Source organism: Pseudomonas sp. KCJK8993, assembly GCF_046230915.1.
Classification (GTDB): Bacteria; Pseudomonadota; Gammaproteobacteria; order Pseudomonadales; family Pseudomonadaceae; genus Aquipseudomonas; species Aquipseudomonas piscis.
Genome location: NZ_JBJJLO010000011.1, coordinates 19,024 through 35,680 on the forward strand (window position 1 = coordinate 19,024; position 16,657 = coordinate 35,680).

The 16,657-nt window shown below is 63.2% G+C and carries 17 protein-coding genes; 3 read left to right on the forward strand and 14 right to left on the reverse strand.

Annotated features, from left to right (window positions below; translation table 11 throughout):
* The first annotated feature begins 51 nt into the window (after window positions 1–51).
* On the forward strand, window positions 52–1,374 hold the full coding sequence (locus ACK6AU_RS05880) for a lytic murein transglycosylase (protein ID WP_185698260.1): 1,323 nt from the start codon (window positions 52–54) through the stop codon (window positions 1,372–1,374).
* 42 nt (window positions 1,375–1,416) lie between these two features.
* Here ACK6AU_RS05880 and ACK6AU_RS05885 read toward each other — a convergent pair whose 3' ends face one another.
* From ACK6AU_RS05885 to ACK6AU_RS05945, 13 genes are all read right to left on the reverse strand, one after another.
* Window positions 1,417–2,364 carry an LD-carboxypeptidase gene (locus ACK6AU_RS05885; protein ID WP_409298230.1) on the reverse strand — a complete coding sequence of 316 codons (948 nt, stop codon included), beginning with the start codon at window positions 2,362–2,364 and terminating at the stop codon, window positions 1,417–1,419.
* A 164-nt stretch (window positions 2,365–2,528) separates the two neighbouring features.
* Window positions 2,529–3,554 (reverse strand): lipoyl synthase, encoded by a 1,026-nt coding sequence (gene lipA, locus ACK6AU_RS05890; protein ID WP_260497934.1) that lies wholly within the window; start codon window positions 3,552–3,554, stop codon window positions 2,529–2,531.
* 1 nt (window position 3,555) lies between these two features.
* Complete coding sequence (lipB, locus tag ACK6AU_RS05895) at window positions 3,556–4,203, reverse strand: lipoyl(octanoyl) transferase LipB (protein ID WP_185698258.1); 648 nt, start codon at window positions 4,201–4,203, stop codon at window positions 3,556–3,558.
* Window positions 4,203–4,478, reverse strand: coding sequence for a DUF493 domain-containing protein (locus tag ACK6AU_RS05900; protein WP_025129297.1), 276 nt, complete (start codon window positions 4,476–4,478; stop codon window positions 4,203–4,205). The genes lipB and ACK6AU_RS05900 overlap by 1 nt, the downstream gene beginning before the upstream one ends.
* 81 nt (window positions 4,479–4,559) lie before the next feature.
* Window positions 4,560–5,717, reverse strand: a complete 1,158-nt coding sequence (locus ACK6AU_RS05905) for a D-alanyl-D-alanine carboxypeptidase family protein (RefSeq protein WP_022641202.1) — start codon at window positions 5,715–5,717, stop codon at window positions 4,560–4,562.
* A gap of 183 nt (window positions 5,718–5,900) precedes the next feature.
* A complete protein-coding gene (locus tag ACK6AU_RS05910; RefSeq protein WP_185698257.1) occupies window positions 5,901–6,896 on the reverse strand; it encodes a septal ring lytic transglycosylase RlpA family protein in 996 nt (331 codons plus the stop codon).
* A complete protein-coding gene (mltB, locus tag ACK6AU_RS05915; RefSeq protein ID WP_185698256.1) occupies window positions 6,896–7,906 on the reverse strand; it encodes a lytic murein transglycosylase B in 1,011 nt (336 codons plus the stop codon). Before mltB ends, ACK6AU_RS05910 begins: the two co-directional genes overlap by 1 nt.
* Before the next feature lie 17 nt (window positions 7,907–7,923).
* Window positions 7,924–9,027: a rod shape-determining protein RodA gene (rodA, locus tag ACK6AU_RS05920; protein WP_152899701.1), complete on the reverse strand. Its 1,104-nt coding sequence runs from the start codon at window positions 9,025–9,027 to the stop codon at window positions 7,924–7,926.
* 31 nt (window positions 9,028–9,058) lie between these two features.
* Entirely contained in the window at window positions 9,059–10,954 is a 1,896-nt protein-coding gene (gene mrdA, locus ACK6AU_RS05925) for a penicillin-binding protein 2 (protein WP_185698255.1), read from the reverse strand.
* A 12-nt stretch (window positions 10,955–10,966) separates the two neighbouring features.
* Window positions 10,967–11,434, reverse strand: coding sequence for a 23S rRNA (pseudouridine(1915)-N(3))-methyltransferase RlmH (rlmH, locus tag ACK6AU_RS05930; RefSeq protein ID WP_095181903.1), 468 nt, complete (start codon window positions 11,432–11,434; stop codon window positions 10,967–10,969).
* Window positions 11,435–11,443: 9 nt separating this feature from the next.
* Complete coding sequence (gene rsfS, locus ACK6AU_RS05935) at window positions 11,444–11,866, reverse strand: ribosome silencing factor (RefSeq protein WP_083235698.1); 423 nt, start codon at window positions 11,864–11,866, stop codon at window positions 11,444–11,446.
* A gap of 60 nt (window positions 11,867–11,926) precedes the next feature.
* Window positions 11,927–12,571 carry a nicotinate-nucleotide adenylyltransferase gene (gene nadD, locus ACK6AU_RS05940; RefSeq protein WP_185698254.1) on the reverse strand — a complete coding sequence of 215 codons (645 nt, stop codon included), beginning with the start codon at window positions 12,569–12,571 and terminating at the stop codon, window positions 11,927–11,929.
* A complete protein-coding gene (locus ACK6AU_RS05945) occupies window positions 12,571–13,836 on the reverse strand; it encodes a glutamate-5-semialdehyde dehydrogenase (protein ID WP_409298235.1) in 1,266 nt (421 codons plus the stop codon). Before ACK6AU_RS05945 ends, nadD begins: the two co-directional genes overlap by 1 nt.
* 165 nt (window positions 13,837–14,001) lie before the next feature.
* On the opposite strand from ACK6AU_RS05945, the gene ACK6AU_RS05950 reads away from it, so the two are divergent.
* Window positions 14,002–14,688: a DNA-3-methyladenine glycosylase gene (locus ACK6AU_RS05950; protein WP_185698252.1), complete on the forward strand. Its 687-nt coding sequence runs from the start codon at window positions 14,002–14,004 to the stop codon at window positions 14,686–14,688.
* Window positions 14,689–14,727: 39 nt separating this feature from the next.
* Window positions 14,728–16,044, forward strand: coding sequence for a bifunctional DedA family/phosphatase PAP2 family protein (locus ACK6AU_RS05955; protein WP_409298237.1), 1,317 nt, complete (start codon window positions 14,728–14,730; stop codon window positions 16,042–16,044).
* An 18-nt stretch (window positions 16,045–16,062) separates the two neighbouring features.
* Here the strand turns inward: ACK6AU_RS05955 and ACK6AU_RS05960 are convergent, their stop codons facing one another.
* Window positions 16,063–16,653 (reverse strand): LON peptidase substrate-binding domain-containing protein, encoded by a 591-nt coding sequence (locus tag ACK6AU_RS05960; RefSeq protein ID WP_185698250.1) that lies wholly within the window; start codon window positions 16,651–16,653, stop codon window positions 16,063–16,065.
* Window positions 16,654–16,657: the final 4 nt, after the last annotated feature.

Here is a 16,657-nt window from a genome sequence, read left to right on the forward strand (position 1 = left end):
CACAGGCATGATAAGGTCTGCACCTGATAGTCATTCTCCCTGGACCTGTGCATGCCCTTTTGTATTTCCCGTCGTTGGCACCTACGCCAACTGATCGCTGCCTCCAGCCTGATTCTGCTCGTCGCCTGCGCGGAAAAACCTACCGCCGCCGACGCCCAACCGTTGCCCGCACTCCAGTCGGCCCCCATTACCGCACCAGCGACCGTCGCCCCCCTGGTGGTCGATAACCTGGACATCCAACCGACCCAGAGCTTCGAACAGTGGCTGAGTGCCTTTCGCGCTGAAGCGCTGAATGCCGGTATCCGTGCCGATGTGTTCGACCGCTCCTTCGCCGGCGTCACTCCGGACATGAGCGTGATCAAGGCCGACCGCAGCCAGCCGGAGTTCACCCGTCCGGTATGGGAATACCTGGACGGCGCCCTATCCCCCGTACGCGTGCGCAAGGGCCAGGCCCTGCTGAACCAGTATGGCGACATCCTGCAACGTATCGAACAGCGCTACGGCGTGGATCGCCAGGCGCTGGTGGCCGTCTGGGGCATGGAAAGCAACTTCGGCGATTTCCAGGGCAACAAGTCGGTGATCCGCTCGCTGGCGACCCTGGCCTATGAAGGCCGGCGCCCGGCCTTCGCCAATAGCCAGCTGATTGCCGCACTGCAGATCATCCAGCATGGCGATATCCAACCCGAGAAGATGCTCGGCTCATGGGCCGGGGCCATGGGCCAGACCCAATTCATCCCGACCACCTACAACACCCACGCCGTGGATTTCGACGGTGACGGCCGCCGGGATATCTGGAACAGCCCTGCCGATGCCCTGGCCTCGACGGCGCACTACCTGCAAAGCTCGGGCTGGCAGAAAGGCCAGCCCTGGGGCCTGGAAGTCCAGCTCAACAGTGGTTTCGACTACGCCCTGGCCGATGCCAGCACGCGCAAGAGCGTGGCCGAGTGGATGCGCCTGGGGATGAGGCCAGCCAACGGCAAGGCATTGCCCTACGGTTCCGAGCAACTGTCCGCGTCCTTGCTGCTGCCAGCGGGTTATCGGGGACCGGCGTTCCTGATCCTGGATAACTTCCGGGCCGTGCTCAAGTACAACAACTCCTCATCCTATGCGCTGGCGGTGAACCTGTTGTCCGAGCGTTTCAGCGGTGCCGGACTGATCAGCGGCGCCTGGCCCAAGGACGAACTGCCCTTGAGTCGCAGCGAACGTATCGACCTGCAGACCCAGCTCAATGCCAGCAACTACGATGCCGGCAACCCCGACGGCATCATCGGCGCCAACACCCGCAAAGCCATCCGCAGCGCCCAGCAGACCCTGGGCTGGCCGGCGGACGGTTACCCGACCCGCAAACTGCTGGACAGCCTGCGTAACCGTTGAACCGCAGGCCGGAGCAGAAAAGCTCGCTGCTCCGCCAGCCAATTATTTGAAGACCACATCCTGGGCCAGGGTCAGTTCCCTGGCTCCGGCATCCAACCTGACCAGCGCCCCCATGGGCAAGGTCAGGTTGGGGTCGCAATGACCGCTGCGCCAGCCAGCCAGCACCGGAATCCGCAACGGCTCGAAGGTGCGCTTGAGCAAATCACACAGCGCAGTGAAGTCCACTCCGGCCACATCCCCCACCAACACGCCCCGCAACTTGCCGAGCTTGCCCGCCAGGCGCAGGTGATTGAGCAGGCGATCGATGCGATACAGCGGCTCGTTGACGTCCTCGATGAACAGGATGGTGCCGTCGGCGACGATGTCGTAGGACGTGCCCAGGGTGCTGGCGATGATCGACAGGTTCCCCCCCAGCAGCGCCCCCTGCGCGATACCTGGCTCGATGGTGGTCAAGGGAAATGCCACGGGGTGGGACAACAGGCTGCCGGCCCTGACCTGCCCGCGCAATAGATTGAAGAACGACGCCTCGGTGGGAGCCTGCTTGGCTGCCAGCAGGTCGGCGTTGAGCAGCGGTCCGTGAAAACTCACGAACCCGGCGTAACGATTGATTGCCAGGTGCAAGGCGGTGATATCGCTGTAGCCGACGAAGGGCTTGGGATTGCGCCGCAACAGGTCGAAGTCGATCTTGTCCAGCAACCGAGGGCTGCCATAGCCCCCACGCAAGCACAGGATGGCATCCACCTCGGGGTCGGCGAAAGCGTCATGCAGGTCTTGCAGGCGCACCTCGTCGCTGCCGGCCAGGTAGCCGTCCTGCTGCCCTACTCCGGGGAAGATCCGCAAGTCATAGCCCCTGGAGCGCATCCACTGGAAGGCCTTGGCAGTGTCCAGCGCGGCCGGACCGGCCGGGGCGATAAGACCGATGACGCCTTCGGCCGCCAGCGCCGGCACGGGCAGGTGGGCATGGAGGGCGGCGGTCGGTTGGATGGGCATGCGGATTCTCCCTGTGTGAATTCACTGGAGCACAGTAGCCATGAATGTCGCGAAACAGAAGGGGGAAATAGCTGGCGAGGAGCAGAAAGCCCAGGGGCAGGCGATGGGACTCGAGAGGAAGCGGCGAGAACGCCCGCAGGAGCCAACTCCTGCGGGCTTGGCGATCAGGAAACCAGGCCTTCCTTGGCCAGCTTCGCTTGTTCGTCGGCGTGGTACGAGGAACGCACCAGCGGGCCGGAGGCCACGTTCTTGAAGCCCATCCGGTAGCCTTCCTCGGAGAACCAGGCGAAGGTGTCCGGATGCACGAAACGCTGCACCGGCAGGTGGTTACGCGACGGCTGCAGATACTGGCCAAGAGTCAGCATGTCGATGTCATGTTCGCGCATGCGCTTCATCACCTCGATGACTTCGTCGTCGGTCTCCCCCAGGCCCAGCATCAAGCCGGATTTGGTCGGCACATGGGGCACCATCTGCTTGAACTTCTGCAGCAGGGTCAGCGACCACTGGTAGTCGGAACCCGGGCGGGCGGCCTTGTACAGGCGCGGCACGGTTTCCAGGTTGTGGTTGAAGACGTCCGGTGGAGTCGCCGCGGTGATTTCCAGGGCAATGTCCATGCGGCCACGGTAGTCGGGAACCAGGGTTTCCAACTGTACGTTCGGCGAGAGCTTGCGGATTTCGCGGATGCAGTCGGCAAAGTGCTGGGCACCACCGTCACGCAGGTCGTCGCGATCCACCGAGGTGATCACCACGTACTTCAGGCGCAGGTCGGCGATGGCCACCGCCAGGTTCATCGGTTCATCCACGTCCAGGGGTTTCGGACGACCATGACCTACGTCGCAAAACGGGCAACGGCGGGTGCAGATGTCACCCATGATCATGAAGGTCGCGGTGCCGCCGGAGAAGCACTCGCCCAGGTTCGGGCAGGACGCCTCTTCGCAGACGCTATGCAGCTTGTGCTTGCGCAGCAGTTGCTTGATCCGGTCGACTTCCGGGGATACCGGGATACGTACGCGGATCCAGTCGGGCTTCTTCGGCAGCTCGGTGGTCGGGATGATCTTCACCGGAATACGCGCGACCTTTTCCGCACCGCGCAACTTGACGCCGGTTTCAACTTTCGCGCGGGCGGGCCGCTCCGAAACATCCAGCGTCGGGATCAGGGTTTGAACAGCGTCTTGTTGCGCAGTAGTCATATCAGTCGATTCCGCCCGTTAGGGTCGTCTGCTCAGCGTAGTCGAGGTGTTTGACGAGCTGCGCACGCAGCCGGGCACTTACCTCGGCAAATTCAATCGGCCCTGCATGGTCGCTCAACTGGGTCATCGCCAGGCCGGCATAACCACAGGGGTTAATCCGTCGAAACGGCTGCAAATCCATATCCACGTTCAAGGCCAGACCGTGAAAGGAACATCCATGACGGATGCGCAGGCCCAAGGAAGCGATTTTCGCTCCATCGACGTAGACACCCGGTGCATCGGGCTTGGCCGCCGCCGGCACGCCGTAGCTGGCCAGCAACTCAACCAGGCAGTGCTCCATGCGGCTGACCAGTTCACGCACGCCGAAACCCAGCCTGCGCACGTCCAGCAGCAGATAGGCCACCAGCTGGCCCGGACCATGATAGGTCACCTGGCCACCACGATCGGCCTGCACCACCGGGATATCCCCCGGCACCAGCAGATGCTCGGCCTTGCCGGCCTGCCCCTGGGTGAAGACCGGAGGATGTTGCACCAGCCAGACCTCGTCCGGTGCATCGGTCCCGCGTTCGTTGGTAAAGCGCTGCATGGCCTGCCAGACCGGCTCGTAGGCCCTCAGGCCAAGCTCACGAAAGCCCAGCGTCTGTGGCATCACAGCACCATGTGGACGACACCGGTAGCGCGCAGGGCACTATTGATATCACGCAGTTGGTCTTCACCAGTGGCGGTGATGTGCAGTTGCACCGTGGTGTACTTGCCATTGCTGCTCTGGCGCTCGGCCAGGGACTTGATGTCCAGGGTGGCGTACTTGGCAAGGATCTCGATCACGGTGTCCTTGAAGCCGACGACCGTGTCACCGATCACCTTGATCGGATAGTCATCGACGGGAAACTCAATCTTATGCGACTTAACGTCAGTGTCTGTCATGGCAATAACGGCCTCGTAAGCCGTGGCGACGGGGATGGCCCCCGCTCCGCTTGGGAGCGAGGGCCACGTGGGTCGACAATATCAGTTGAACAAGCCGTAGAAGAATAGACGGATGCTATCCCACATGCGACGGAAGATACCACCTTCGTCGACTGCTTCCAGAGCGATCAGGTCGGCGCTGTGCACCACCTTGTCGTCCAGTTTCACTTCGACTTTACCGATCACGTCGCCCTTGGCGATCGGCGCGACCAGTTGCGGGTTCATGGTCATGCTGGCCGCCAGTTTCTTCAGCTGGCCCTTGGGCATGGTCATGGTCAGGTCCTGGGCCAGGCCAGCCTTGACCTGATGAGTGGTGCCCTTCCACACCGGCGCCTGGGCCAGCTCGGTGCCCTTCTGGTAGAAGGTCTGGGTTTCGAAGAAACGGAAGCCATAGGTCAGCAGCTTCTGGGTCTCGGCAGCCCGGGCCTGCTCGCTGTTGGTGCCGAATACCACGGCAATCAGGCGCATGCCATCACGTACCGCCGAGGACACCATGCAGTAGCCCGCTTCGTCGGTATGGCCGGTCTTCAGGCCATCGACGGTCTTGTCACGCCACAGCAACAGGTTGCGGTTGGGCTGCTTGATGCCGTTCCAGAAGAACTCCTTCTGCGAGTAGATCGCATAGTGGGCCGGATCTTCATGAATGATCGCGCGTGCCAGCAGCGCCATGTCATGGGCCGACGAGTAATGCTCGGGGTTCGGCAGGCCGGTGGGGTTCATGAAGTGGCTGTTGCTCATGCCCAGGTCGCCGGCGGTCTTGTTCATCATGTCGGCGAAGGCGTCTTCGCTGCCGGCGATGTGCTCGGAAATCGCCACGCTGGCATCGTTACCCGACTGGATGATGATGCCGTGCAACAGGTCGCTGACGGACACCTGCGATCCCACCTTGATGAACATCCGCGAACCGCCAGTGCGCCAGGCGTTTTCGCTGACGGTCACCGGGTCGTTCTCGCCGATCTGGCCACGACGGATTTCCAGGGTGGCGATATAGGCGGTCATCAGCTTGGTCAGGCTGGCCGGCGGCAGGCGCTGGTCACCATTGTTCTCCACCAGCACGTTTCCGCTGCTGGCATCCATGAGCACGTAGGACTTGGCGGCCAGCTGCGGTGGTGACGGCATCACCTCGACCGCCCAGGCGGCGGGCGTGATGATCAGCGGTAGAAGCAGGCACAGGCGTTTGGCAAAGGTGGTGATGTTCATCCGTCTCTCGAAGTCGCTAATGGAAACTTGCCCGCTGGGGGCAAAACTATTTCAGACAACCTTCTGAAGGGTTGTCGCGTGTACGTTGTTCACTCACGACCCTTGCCGGGCTTTTGTTGTTCGGCGAGCCAACAACCCGGATCCGCCCCCAGTGTCGCAAGCGGACCCTCAATCTCGATGTCGCTATTCCGCAGTGACCACGCTCGCCTGGCCCAGGTTGGCCAGGCGCACGCTGTTCTGCGCTTGCTGGGTTTCGTCCGGCGAACCGAACGGCCCAAGGCGTACCCGATGCAGCGTTTGCTGATTGCGTACGATGGAACTGATGAACACCGGAGCGCTCACCATCGAGCTCAGTTTCGACCTCAACAGTTCGGCAGCATCCGGGTTGGCGAAGGCGCCCACCTGCAGGTACTGGCCGGAGGCTGCGATGCTCTTGACCTGCACCGGGACCACGGCGGCCGCGTGCTGCTGCGGCGGAGGCGTCCACTGTTCGACGGTACCGGCCGAGCTGGTGACCACCGGCGCGCTATTCTGCGCCACTTGTGGCTCATTGAGCATCAAAGGCGCCGGACGGCCACGCTGGGCCCACCATTGCTGCGGGTCGATGCCCTCGACCTTGACCCGGGCGGTACCGGTCTCGGCATAACCGAGTTTCTTCGCCGCAGCATAGGACAAGTCGATGATCCGGTCGGAATAGAACGGACCACGATCGTTGACCCGCAGGATCACGCTGCGGTTGTTGTCCAGGTTGGTCACCCGCACATAGCTGGGCAACGGCAGGGTCTTGTGTGCGGCACTCATGCCATACAGATCATAGACCTCGCCATTGGCGGTGTTCTGGCCGTGGAACTTGGTGCCGTACCAGGAAGCCGTGCCCGAAGCCACGTAGTTCCTGGATTCCTGGATGGGAAAGTAGGTCTTGCCCAGCACCGTATAGGGATTGGCCTTGTATGGGCCGGTATGCAGGGTCGGCGTCGCATCGGGAATGCGCGATACGTCGACATCCCACCAAGGCGCGCCATCCTTGTGGGCCCGATTGACATCCAGGCCAGGCATCGAACGCACGGTATTGGAGGATTTGGGCTGCGGCGCACGGCTCGTCGAGCAACTGGCCAGCGACAGCGCCAACGCGGCAAAAGCCAACAGCTTCAGGGGTTTGCGGATTGGCATTGCCAGCATTACTTGACGCCCCGTGCTTGGACCAGCTGTTCAGACAGCTGATGTACGGCCATGGCATACATCACGCTGCGGTTATAACGAGTGATCGCGTAGAAGTTCTTCAGCCCCATCCAGTATTCCGGACCGTTATCACCCTCCAGGCGGAAAGCGGTAACCGGCATATCGTCGCGCAGCGCATCATGACTCGACCAGCCCAGGGCTCGCAACTCCCCGACGGTCTTGGTCGGCTCGATGCCGCTGGTCAGTCCCTCGTCCACGCGATCCCCGCGCACATCGGCGCGGCTGACCACCGGTTCGCCGGCTACCCAGCCATGACGCTTGAAGTAACTGGCCACGCTGCCGATGGCATCGTCCGGATTGGTCCAGATATTGATATGCCCATCCCCGTCGAAGTCCACGGCGTAGGCGCGAAAGCTGCTGGGCATGAACTGCGGCAACCCCATGGCTCCGGCGTAGGAACCCTTGAGGCTCAGGGGATCGAGCTGCTCTTCACGGGCCAGCAGCAGGAACTCGCGCAACTCCTTGAGGAAGAATTCGGCACGTGGCGGATAATCGAAGCCCAAGGTGGAAAGCGCGTCGATCACCCGGTAATTGCCGGTATTACGGCCAAAAAAGGTTTCGACGCCGATGATCGACACGATGACCTGGGCCGGAACCCCATATTCCTGCTCGGCACGGGCCAGGACTGCCTCGTGCTGGCGCCAGAAGTCCACGCCACGAGCGATGCGCGCATCGGTGATGAACATCGGGCGGTATTCCTTCCATTGCTTGACCCGCTCGGCAGGCCGCGAAATGGCATCGAGGATCGCCTGCTTGCGCTCGGCCTCGCGGAACACGCCCATCAGCTGTTCTCCGGCGAAACCGTAGTCCCGGGTCATTTCCCCGACGAATTCGGCGACCTGGGGCGAGCCTTCGTAGGCACCAGCCGAAGCAGGCTCGATGGCCCCCAGGATGCTTGCCAGGCCGACCCATGGTGCGTACCGAGCGGCCCAGCCACGCATTACTTGCATTGAGTTGTTCACCTTATTCAAACCTGCGCGATCCACTTGCGATGGGTATGGATCGACATCAAAACCCCAAACGCTGACAGTAGCGTCACCAGCGAAGTTCCTCCGTAGCTGATGAAGGGCAACGGCACCCCCACCACCGGCAACAAGCCACTGACCATACCGATGTTGACGAAAACGTAAACAAAAAACGTCATGGTCAGGCTGCCTGCCAGCAACTTGCCGAACAGCGTCTGGGCCTGGGCCGTGATTACCAGTCCGCGCCCGATCAACAAGAGGTAGATCAGCAGCAACGCGCAGATGCCCACCAGGCCGAACTCCTCGCCCATGACCGCGATGATGAAGTCGGTGTGGCTCTCCGGCAAAAAGTCCAGGTGCGACTGGGTACCCAGCAGCCAGCCCTTGCCGAACACCCCGCCGGAGCCGATGGCGGCCTTGGACTGGATGATGTTCCAGCCGGTCCCCAAGGGGTCGCTTTCCGGATCGAGGAACGTCAGGATCCGCTGCTTCTGATAGTCGTGCATGATGAACATCCACATGGCCACCGCCACCGGCACCGCGGCCGCCAGCACGCTGATGATCCAGCGCCAGCGCAACCCGCCCATGAACAGCACGAAGGTGCCGCCGGCCAGGATCAGCAGCGCCGTGCCCAGGTCTGGCTGGCGCACGATCAGCATGAATGGAATACCGATCAGTACCAGGCTGATGCCCACATGCTTGAGGTGCGGCGGCAAGGTGCGCTTGGACAGATACCAGGCAATGGTCGCCGGCATGATGATCTTCATGAACTCCGAGGGCTGGAAGCGGATCACCCCGGGAACGTTGATCCAGCGGGTCGCGCCCATGGCGTTGTGGCCCATCACGTCCACCACCACCAGCAATACCACGCCGAACACATAGCCAAGCGGCACCCAGCGGGCCATGAAGCGTGGCTCGAACTGGGCGATGACGATCATCGACACCAGGCCGATGCCGAACGAAGTGGCCTGCTTGGCCAATAGATCCCAGCTCTTGCCACTGGCCGAATACAGGACGAACAGGCTGCCGGCCGCCAGCGTCAGCAGCAGGATCAGCAAGGGACCATCGATATGCAGGCGCTGCAACAGCGTCGCCCGACGCCGCATCACGTCCTCGCTGGAAAGAATGCGGTCGAAATTACTCTTCACGGGCCGTAGCCTCCGTACTGGTAGGGCTGGCGAACTCTGGCTTGAGCTGGCCATCCGGGCCCAGGAGCCAGGCATCCATGACCTGGCGCACTACAGGAGCCGCGACACCGGAGCCCGACTCACCGTTCTCCACCATCACCGACACCACGATCTTGGGGTTCTCGGCCGGGGCGAAACCAACGAACAAGGCGTGGTCGCGATGCCGTTCCTGGACCTTGGAGCGGTCGTATTTTTCACCCTGCTTGATCGCCACCACTTGGGCGGTACCACTCTTGCCGGCGATACGATAGGGCGAGCCGACCGCCGCCTTGCGCGCGGTACCCCGGGCGCCATGCATGACCTGCTGCATACCGTGGTTGACCCGCATCCAGTCGGCCGGATCGCGCAGGACGATGTCCGGCATCGGATTGTGGTCCACCGGCCGCTCGCCCTCTATGCTCTTGGCCAGGTGCGGTCGATTCCAGCGCCCTTTGCTGGCCACCAGGGCCGTGGCCTGGGCCAACTGCAAGGGAGTCGACTGCATATAGCCCTGGCCGATCCCGAGAATCAGGGTTTCTCCCGGGAACCAGGCCTGCCGTCGGGTCGCACGCTTCCACTCACGGGTCGGCATCAGCCCTGGCGACTCCTCGAACATATCCAGGGACACCTTCTGGCCGATGCCGAACTTGCCCATGTAGGCCGAGAGCCGGTCGATCCCCAGCTTATGGGCCAGATCATAGAAATAGGTATCGTTGGACCGCATGATCGCCGTGTCCAGGTCGACGAAACCGTCGCCGGTGCGGTTCCAGTTCCGGTATTTGTGGTCATAGTTGGGCAACTGGTAATAGCCAGGGTCGTAGACCCGGCTCGTGGCCGTCACCACTCCCGCGTCGAGCCCGGCAATGGCTACCGCCGGCTTGATGGTCGACCCCGGTGGATACAGCCCACGCAGCACTCGGTTGAACAGCGGCCGGTCGATGGAGTCACGCAGTTCGGCATAGGCCTTGAAGCTGATCCCGGTGACGAACAGGTTGGGATCGAAGCTCGGCTGGCTGACCATTGCCAACACTTCGCCGGTATTGGGGTCCAGGGCCACCACTGCACCGCGCCGCCCCCCCAGGGCCGCTTCCGCCGCCTCCTGCAGCTTGATATCCAGGCTCAGGACAATGTCCTTGCCGGGAATCGGGTCGGTGCGCTTGAGTACCCGCAGCACGCGCCCACGGGCATTGGACTCGACTTCCTCGTAGCCCACCTGGCCGTGCAACTCCGCCTCGTAGAAACGTTCGATGCCGGTCTTGCCGATATGGTGCGTACCGCTGTAGTTCACCGAGTCCAAGGTTTTCTGTTCTTTTTCGTTGATCCGCCCTACATACCCCACGGAATGGGCAAAGTGTGCCCCCTGGGGATAATGCCGGACCAACTGGGCCACCACTTCCACGCCAGGCAGGCGGAACTGGTTCACCGCGATACGGGCGATCTGTTCTTCCGTCAACTCGAACAGGATCGGCACCGGCTCGAACGCTCGCCGCCCCTGCTTGACCCGTTTCTCGAACAGCACCCGGTCCTCCGGCGTCAGCTCCAGTACCTCGACTATCACATCCAGGACCTGTCGCCAGTCGCCGGAACGCTCACGGGTCATGCTCAGGCTGAAGCTGGGCCGGTTATCGGCCACCACCACGCCGTTGCGGTCATAGATCAGACCCCGGCTCGGAGGAATGGACAGCATGTGAACCCGGTTGCTCTCCGATTTTGTGGAGTGGATCTCGTACTGGATCACCTGCAGGTAATACAGCCGGGCGATCAGCACGCCGATCAGGCTGACCACCAGGATGGCACCGAACACCACCCGGTTACGCACCAGGCGGGCGTCTTTTTCATGGTCCTTGATACGGATCGGCTGGGGCATGGGAGGCGCGGGCTACTTGTGGTAAGGGTGGCCGGACAGCACGGTCCAGGCACGATACAGCTGTTCGCCGATGAGGATCCGTACCAGCGGGTGCGGCAAGGTCAGTGGCGACAGCGACCAGCGCTGGTCCGCCCGCGCACAAACTTCCGGCGCCAGCCCTTCCGGGCCGCCGACCATGAAGTTCACGGTACGCGAGTCGAGGCGCCAACGATCCAGCTCCACCGCCAACTGCTCGGTGCTCCAGGGCTTGCCATGCACCTCGAGAGTGACGACGCGTTCGTTATGCCCGACCTTGGCCAGCATGGCCTCGCCTTCCTGACGGATGAAGCGAGCCACATCGGCATTCTTGCCCCGGGTATTGAGCGGTATTTCCACCAGTTCCAGCGCCAGCTCGGATGGCAGACGCTTGGCATACTCATGCCAACCCTCTTCCACCCACTTGGGCATGCGTGAACCGACAGCGATCAGACGCAGGCGCACAGCCGTCCCTTATTGCTGGTCTTTGTTGAGCTTGGCGAAGTGCTCGTGGGTGTTTTCCGGGCTGTGGTGCTTGCCATCGGCCGCACGGCTCTGCTCGGCGCCCTGCCACAGGCGCTCCAGGTCGTAGAACTGGCGGGCCGAGGCGGTCATCATGTGGACGATCACGTCGTCCAGGTCCAGCAGCACCCAGTCGCTGTCGCCCTTGCCTTCTTCACCCAGCGGGCGCACGCCCTGGGCCTTGACCATCTCGCGGACCTTTTCCAGCATCGCGCCGATCTGGCGGTTGGAGGTACCGGTGGCGATCACCATGTAGTCGGTGATGCTCTGCTTGTCGCGCACATCGATCACCAGGATGTCCTGGGCCTTGACATCTTCCAGCGCGGCGACAGCCACCTTGACCAGATCTTCGCCTTTCATTACTTGGTTAGTCATATAAAACTCGTTCAGCTCGTATGTATGGAACGCCGCACGGCATGGGCCGGCAGCCTTCCTTCAGTTCGGCACACGGTACAGTCCGTGAGCATCGATATAGGCCAGGACCGCGTCAGGCACCAGGAAACGTACCGACTTACCGCTGGCCAGCAGTTGACGGATCTGGGTGGCAGACACCGCGAGCGGCGTCTGCCAGACGAATGCAATGTGTCCCCCCGGCCCTTGCAGGGCCAGCGGGTCGCTCACCGAGCGGGCCGCCAGCAGGTTGCGCAGGGCATCCGGCGGCTCACTGTCGGCATCCGGGCGTTGCAGCACCAGGATGTGGCAGTGCAGGAGCAGCTCTTCCCAGCGATGCCAGGTGGGCAGGCCGCAAAAAGCATCCCAGCCCAACAACAGGAACAACTGGTCGTCCGCGGCCAGTTCGGCGCGCATCTGCTCCAGGGTGTCTATGGTGTAGGACGGTTTGTCCCGTTTCAGCTCACGGTCGTCCACCACCAGGGGTGAGACGCCCGCCACCGCCCGCTCGACCATCGCCAGACGATCGAGCGCCGACACCTGCGGTGTATCCCGATGAGGCGGCCTGGCACTGGGTGTCAGGCGCAGCTCGTCGAGTCGCATGGATTCGGCCACTTCCAGTGCGCCACGCAGGTGGCCGATATGCACCGGATCGAAAGTGCCACCCAGCAGGCCGATACGTTTGCCCATCAAGTACGCACGTGACCGTCGCCGAAGACCACGTACTTCTCGCTGGTCAGGCCTTCCAGGCCCACCGGCCCCCGGGCGTGCAGCTTGTCGGTGGAAATGCCGATCTCCGCGCCCAGGCCGTATTCGAAACCGTCGGCGAAACGCGTCGAGGCATTGACCATGACCGAGCTGGAATCCACTTCGTTGAGGAAGCGCCGGGCGTCACTGAAGTTCTCGGTGACGATGGAGTCGGTATGGTGCGAACCGTAGGTATTGATGTGTTCGATGGCCTGCTCCAGGCCGTCCACCACGCGGATCGAGAGGATCGGCGCGGTGTACTCGGTACGCCAGTCTTCTTCGCTGGCTTCCAGCACATCGGCCCCGAGGATCGCCCGGGTCTGCTCGCAGCCCCGCAGCTCGACACCCTTGTCGCGATAGATCGCGGCCAGCGGCGGCAGTACGCGCCCGGCGATACCGGCATGGACCAGCAAGGTTTCCATGGTGTTGCACGGGGCATAGCGCTGGGTCTTGGCGTTGTCGGCGATGCGGATGGCCTTGTCCAGGTCCGCCGCGGCATCGATGAACACATGGCAAACGCCATCCAGATGCTTGATCACCGGCACCCGGGCATCACGGCTGACCCGCTCGATCAGGCTCTTGCCGCCCCGGGGCACGATCACGTCGACGAACTCGGGCATGGTGATCAGCGCGCCCACTGCGGCGCGGTCGGTGGTCTCCACCACCTGCACCACGTGGGCCGGCAGGTCGGCTGCCGCCAACCCTTGCTGGATACAAGCGGCGATGGCGCGATTGGAGTGAATGGCCTCGGAACCACCACGCAGGATGGTGGCGTTGCCGGACTTGAGGCACAGGGCGGCGGCATCGATGGTCACGTTGGGACGCGACTCGTAGATGATGCCGATCACGCCCAGGGGCACCCGCATCTTGCCCACCTGGATACCCGAGGGCAGGTAGCGCATATCGCGGATTTCCCCGATGGGGTCAGGCAGCTTGGCCACCTGGCGCAGGCCTTCGATCATCTCGTCGATACGGGCGGGGGTCAGTGCCAGGCGATCCAGCAGGGCTGGTTCCAGACCATTGGCCCGGCCGCTGGCCAGGTCCTGCTCGTTGGCCGCGGTCAGTTCCGGTCGTGCGGCGTCCAGCGCATCGGCAGCCGCCAGCAGCGCGCGGTTCTTCTGCACGGTGGTGGCGCGGGCGATGACCCGGGAAGCCTGGCGGGCAGCGCGACCCAAGCGGGTCATGTAGTCAAGAACGGACTCAGTCATGGTCTGGTGTGGTCTTGGCAAAGAGGAAAGCCGCTGATTATAGCTGTCGCGCCGGCCCACGGACAGCGGTCACGGGCGGATGGTCGAAATACTGCTGGTTCAGCCTGAATTAAGCCTGAAGTTGTTATCATTCCGGCACTTTCCTGGCCATTACCCCTCACCATCATGTCCATCCTGACCTCTGCGAAACTGCCCAAAGCCCTGCCTGACAGCTTTTTCGACCGTGATGCTCAGCTCCTGGCCCGTGAACTGCTGGGCAAGGTGATCCGCCACAAAGTCGGGGACCTGTGGCTGTCCGCGCGCATTATCGAGACTGAAGCCTATTACTGCGAGGAAAAAGGCAGCCATGCCTCCCTCGGCTTCACGGAAAAACGTAAGGCGTTGTTTCTGGATGGTGGCCACATCTATATGTATTACGCCCGGGGCGGCGACTCGCTGAACTTCAGCGCCCAGGGCCCCGGTAACGCGGTGCTGATCAAGTCCGCCTATCCCTGGATCGACGAGGTTTCAGGCCCTGCCAGCCTGCAACGGATGCAACTGAACAACCCGGATGCCAGCGGCCAGCCCCGCCCCGCGCAAAAGCTCTGCGCCGGCCAGACCCTGCTATGCAAGGCCCTGGGCCTGAAAGTCCCGGTCTGGGACGCGAAACGCTTCGATCACGAAATCCTCTTCGTCGAAGACGTCGGCAACACCGTGCCCACGATCATCCAGACCACCCGCCTGGGCATTCCCCATGGGCGCGACGAACACCTGATGTATCGCTTCGTCGATGCCGCCTACGCTCCCTGCTGCACGCGAAACCCGCTACGCCGGGGCCAGGTCGAAGGTCGCGACTACCTCATCCAGGGCTGACCCACCGGCCCTGCCTGACACAGAAATGGAGTTGAACCTATGGGCCCATGGCTCGACAGCGTGACCGCCTGGCTGAGCACCAACCCGCAGTGGCTGGCCGCTGCGGTATTCATCGTCGCCTTCGTGGAATGCCTGGCCATCGCCGGCCTGATCGTCCCCGGTACGGTGCTGCTGTTCGCCATTGCCGTACTGGCCGGCAACGGTGCCCTGTCGCTGGGCGAGGCCTTAGTGCTGGGCTTCACCGCCGGGGTCCTTGGCGATGTCACCTCCTACCTCCTGGGGCGGCGCTTCCACCAGAGCATCCGGCGCCTGCCGGGCTTGCGCCAGCATCCTGAATGGATCAACGGCGCCGAGGCCTATTTCCAACGCTACGGCATCGCCAGCCTGCTGGTCGGGCGCTTCATCGGCCCGCTACGGCCGATGCTGCCGATGGTGGCGGGCATGTTCGACATGCCGTTCCCGCGTTTCTTCGCCGTCAGCCTGCTGGCCGCGGCGGGTTGGTCGGTGGCCTACCTGTTGCCGGGCTGGGCCACTGGCGCGGCCATTCGCCTGCCGCTGCCCGAGGGCTTCTGGCCCCAGGCCGGAATGGTTATCGGCAGCCTTGCGGTGCTGATCGGGCTGAGCGTCAACAGCAGCCTGCGCCGCCATCGCCGGGCAACACTGCTGATGTCCGGCCTGGGCCTGGCCTTGCTGGTCGGGCTGTTCATCGGCTATCCCTACCTGGCCCAGTTCGACCAGGGGCTGATCGCCCTGGTGCAGGAGCATCGTGACCCGATGCTGGACAAGGTCATGGTGATGGTCACCCAGATCGGCGAGTTCCGCGCCATGTTCATCATCAGCGCGACCCTGACCCTGCTGCTGGTGCTACTGCGCCAGTGGCGCCAGGCGATATTCGCCGGTGCCACGCTGCTGTGCACCGCACTGGCCAACACCGCCAGCAAATGGTTCTTCGCCCGAGTGCGCCCCGAGGTGCTGGCCGAGCCGCTGACCAGCTTCAGCATGCCCAGCGGGCATGCCTCCGGATCCTTCGCGCTGTTCCTGACCCTGGCCGTACTGGCCGGGCGTGGCCAACCGCCGCGGATGCGCCTGACCTGGCTGCTGCTGGGTAGCCTGCCGGCGTTGTCGATCGCGATGTCGCGGGTCTACCTGGGGGCCCACTGGCCTACCGACATTCTCGCCGGGGCCATGTTGGCGACCTGCGTCTGTGCCGCGAGCCTGACCCTGTGCCAGTGGCAGGTCCCGCTCAAGCCGATGCCGGCCAAGGCCTGGTGGTTGGTGCTGCCGGTGATGGTCCTGCTGTGTGCCTTCATGTCGATGCGGCACCTGCCACAGGCGTTGCTGCGCTACGCCTATTGAGGCGGGCGGCGCGGTGACTCAGGCGAAGAGTTCGCCCTGCAGTTCGTCCAGCAACTGCTGGATGGCGTCCAGACGCTGCTGCGGATCGTCCAGTTGCAGCAGGTCGATCTTGTCCAGTTCGGAAAAGGGCAACAGATAGGCCAACTGGTTGGCCAGGGACCGCTGCCCGGCTGCCTCGGCGCCCATGTCCAGGGCTTCCACCATGGGATGCTCGGCCAGCGCCTTGAGCAGCGCTACCAGGTCGGCATCGTCGTCCCGCAGCGGCTGCTCCGTCGCCTCCTCCAGCCATTGCACCCGGGCCACCGTCAGCTGGTCCTTCTGCACCTCGCTGTCCAGCACGCGGAAACGCCGCCCGCCCTTGACCCGGATACCCAGCAGGCCGTTGTCCTGCTGGTGGAAGTCGGTGATCAGCGCCTCGCACCCCACCTGGGCGTAACCCTGGGGCGCCAGGCCGGTCTCCTCGCCCTCCAGGATGCACACCACACCGAAGCCGCTGCCCTGCTTCATACAGCGACCGATCATGTCCAGGTAGCGCGCCTCGAAAATCTGCAGGTCGAGGATGCACTCGGGAAACAACACGGTATTCAGGGGGAACAACGCCAGACTCATGCCA

What these genes read in the sequence shown, in the direction of transcription:
- ACK6AU_RS05955 (WP_409298237.1), top strand. Translation starts at nt 14,728, where the DNA reads ATGGGCCCATGGCTCGACAGCGTGACCGCCTGGCTGAGCACCAACCCG.
- mltB (WP_185698256.1), bottom strand. Translation starts at nt 7,906, where the DNA reads ATGCAAGTAATGCGTGGCTGGGCCGCTCGGTACGCACCATGGGTCGGC.
- ACK6AU_RS05900 (WP_025129297.1), bottom strand. Translation starts at nt 4,478, where the DNA reads ATGACAGACACTGACGTTAAGTCGCATAAGATTGAGTTTCCCGTCGAT.
- rsfS (WP_083235698.1), bottom strand. Translation starts at nt 11,866, where the DNA reads ATGACTAACCAAGTAATGAAAGGCGAAGATCTGGTCAAGGTGGCTGTC.
- ACK6AU_RS05880 (WP_185698260.1), top strand. Translation starts at nt 52, where the DNA reads ATGCCCTTTTGTATTTCCCGTCGTTGGCACCTACGCCAACTGATCGCT.
- ACK6AU_RS05960 (WP_185698250.1), bottom strand. Translation starts at nt 16,653, where the DNA reads ATGAGTCTGGCGTTGTTCCCCCTGAATACCGTGTTGTTTCCCGAGTGC.
- lipA (WP_260497934.1), bottom strand. Translation starts at nt 3,554, where the DNA reads ATGACTACTGCGCAACAAGACGCTGTTCAAACCCTGATCCCGACGCTG.
- nadD (WP_185698254.1), bottom strand. Translation starts at nt 12,571, where the DNA reads ATGGGCAAACGTATCGGCCTGCTGGGTGGCACTTTCGATCCGGTGCAT.
- ACK6AU_RS05950 (WP_185698252.1), top strand. Translation starts at nt 14,002, where the DNA reads ATGTCCATCCTGACCTCTGCGAAACTGCCCAAAGCCCTGCCTGACAGC.
- ACK6AU_RS05910 (WP_185698257.1), bottom strand. Translation starts at nt 6,896, where the DNA reads ATGCTGGCAATGCCAATCCGCAAACCCCTGAAGCTGTTGGCTTTTGCC.
- ACK6AU_RS05885 (WP_409298230.1), bottom strand. Translation starts at nt 2,364, where the DNA reads ATGCCCATCCAACCGACCGCCGCCCTCCATGCCCACCTGCCCGTGCCG.
- mrdA (WP_185698255.1), bottom strand. Translation starts at nt 10,954, where the DNA reads ATGCCCCAGCCGATCCGTATCAAGGACCATGAAAAAGACGCCCGCCTG.
- lipB (WP_185698258.1), bottom strand. Translation starts at nt 4,203, where the DNA reads ATGCCACAGACGCTGGGCTTTCGTGAGCTTGGCCTGAGGGCCTACGAG.
- ACK6AU_RS05945 (WP_409298235.1), bottom strand. Translation starts at nt 13,836, where the DNA reads ATGACTGAGTCCGTTCTTGACTACATGACCCGCTTGGGTCGCGCTGCC.
- rodA (WP_152899701.1), bottom strand. Translation starts at nt 9,027, where the DNA reads ATGCGGCGTCGGGCGACGCTGTTGCAGCGCCTGCATATCGATGGTCCC.
- ACK6AU_RS05905 (WP_022641202.1), bottom strand. Translation starts at nt 5,717, where the DNA reads ATGAACATCACCACCTTTGCCAAACGCCTGTGCCTGCTTCTACCGCTG.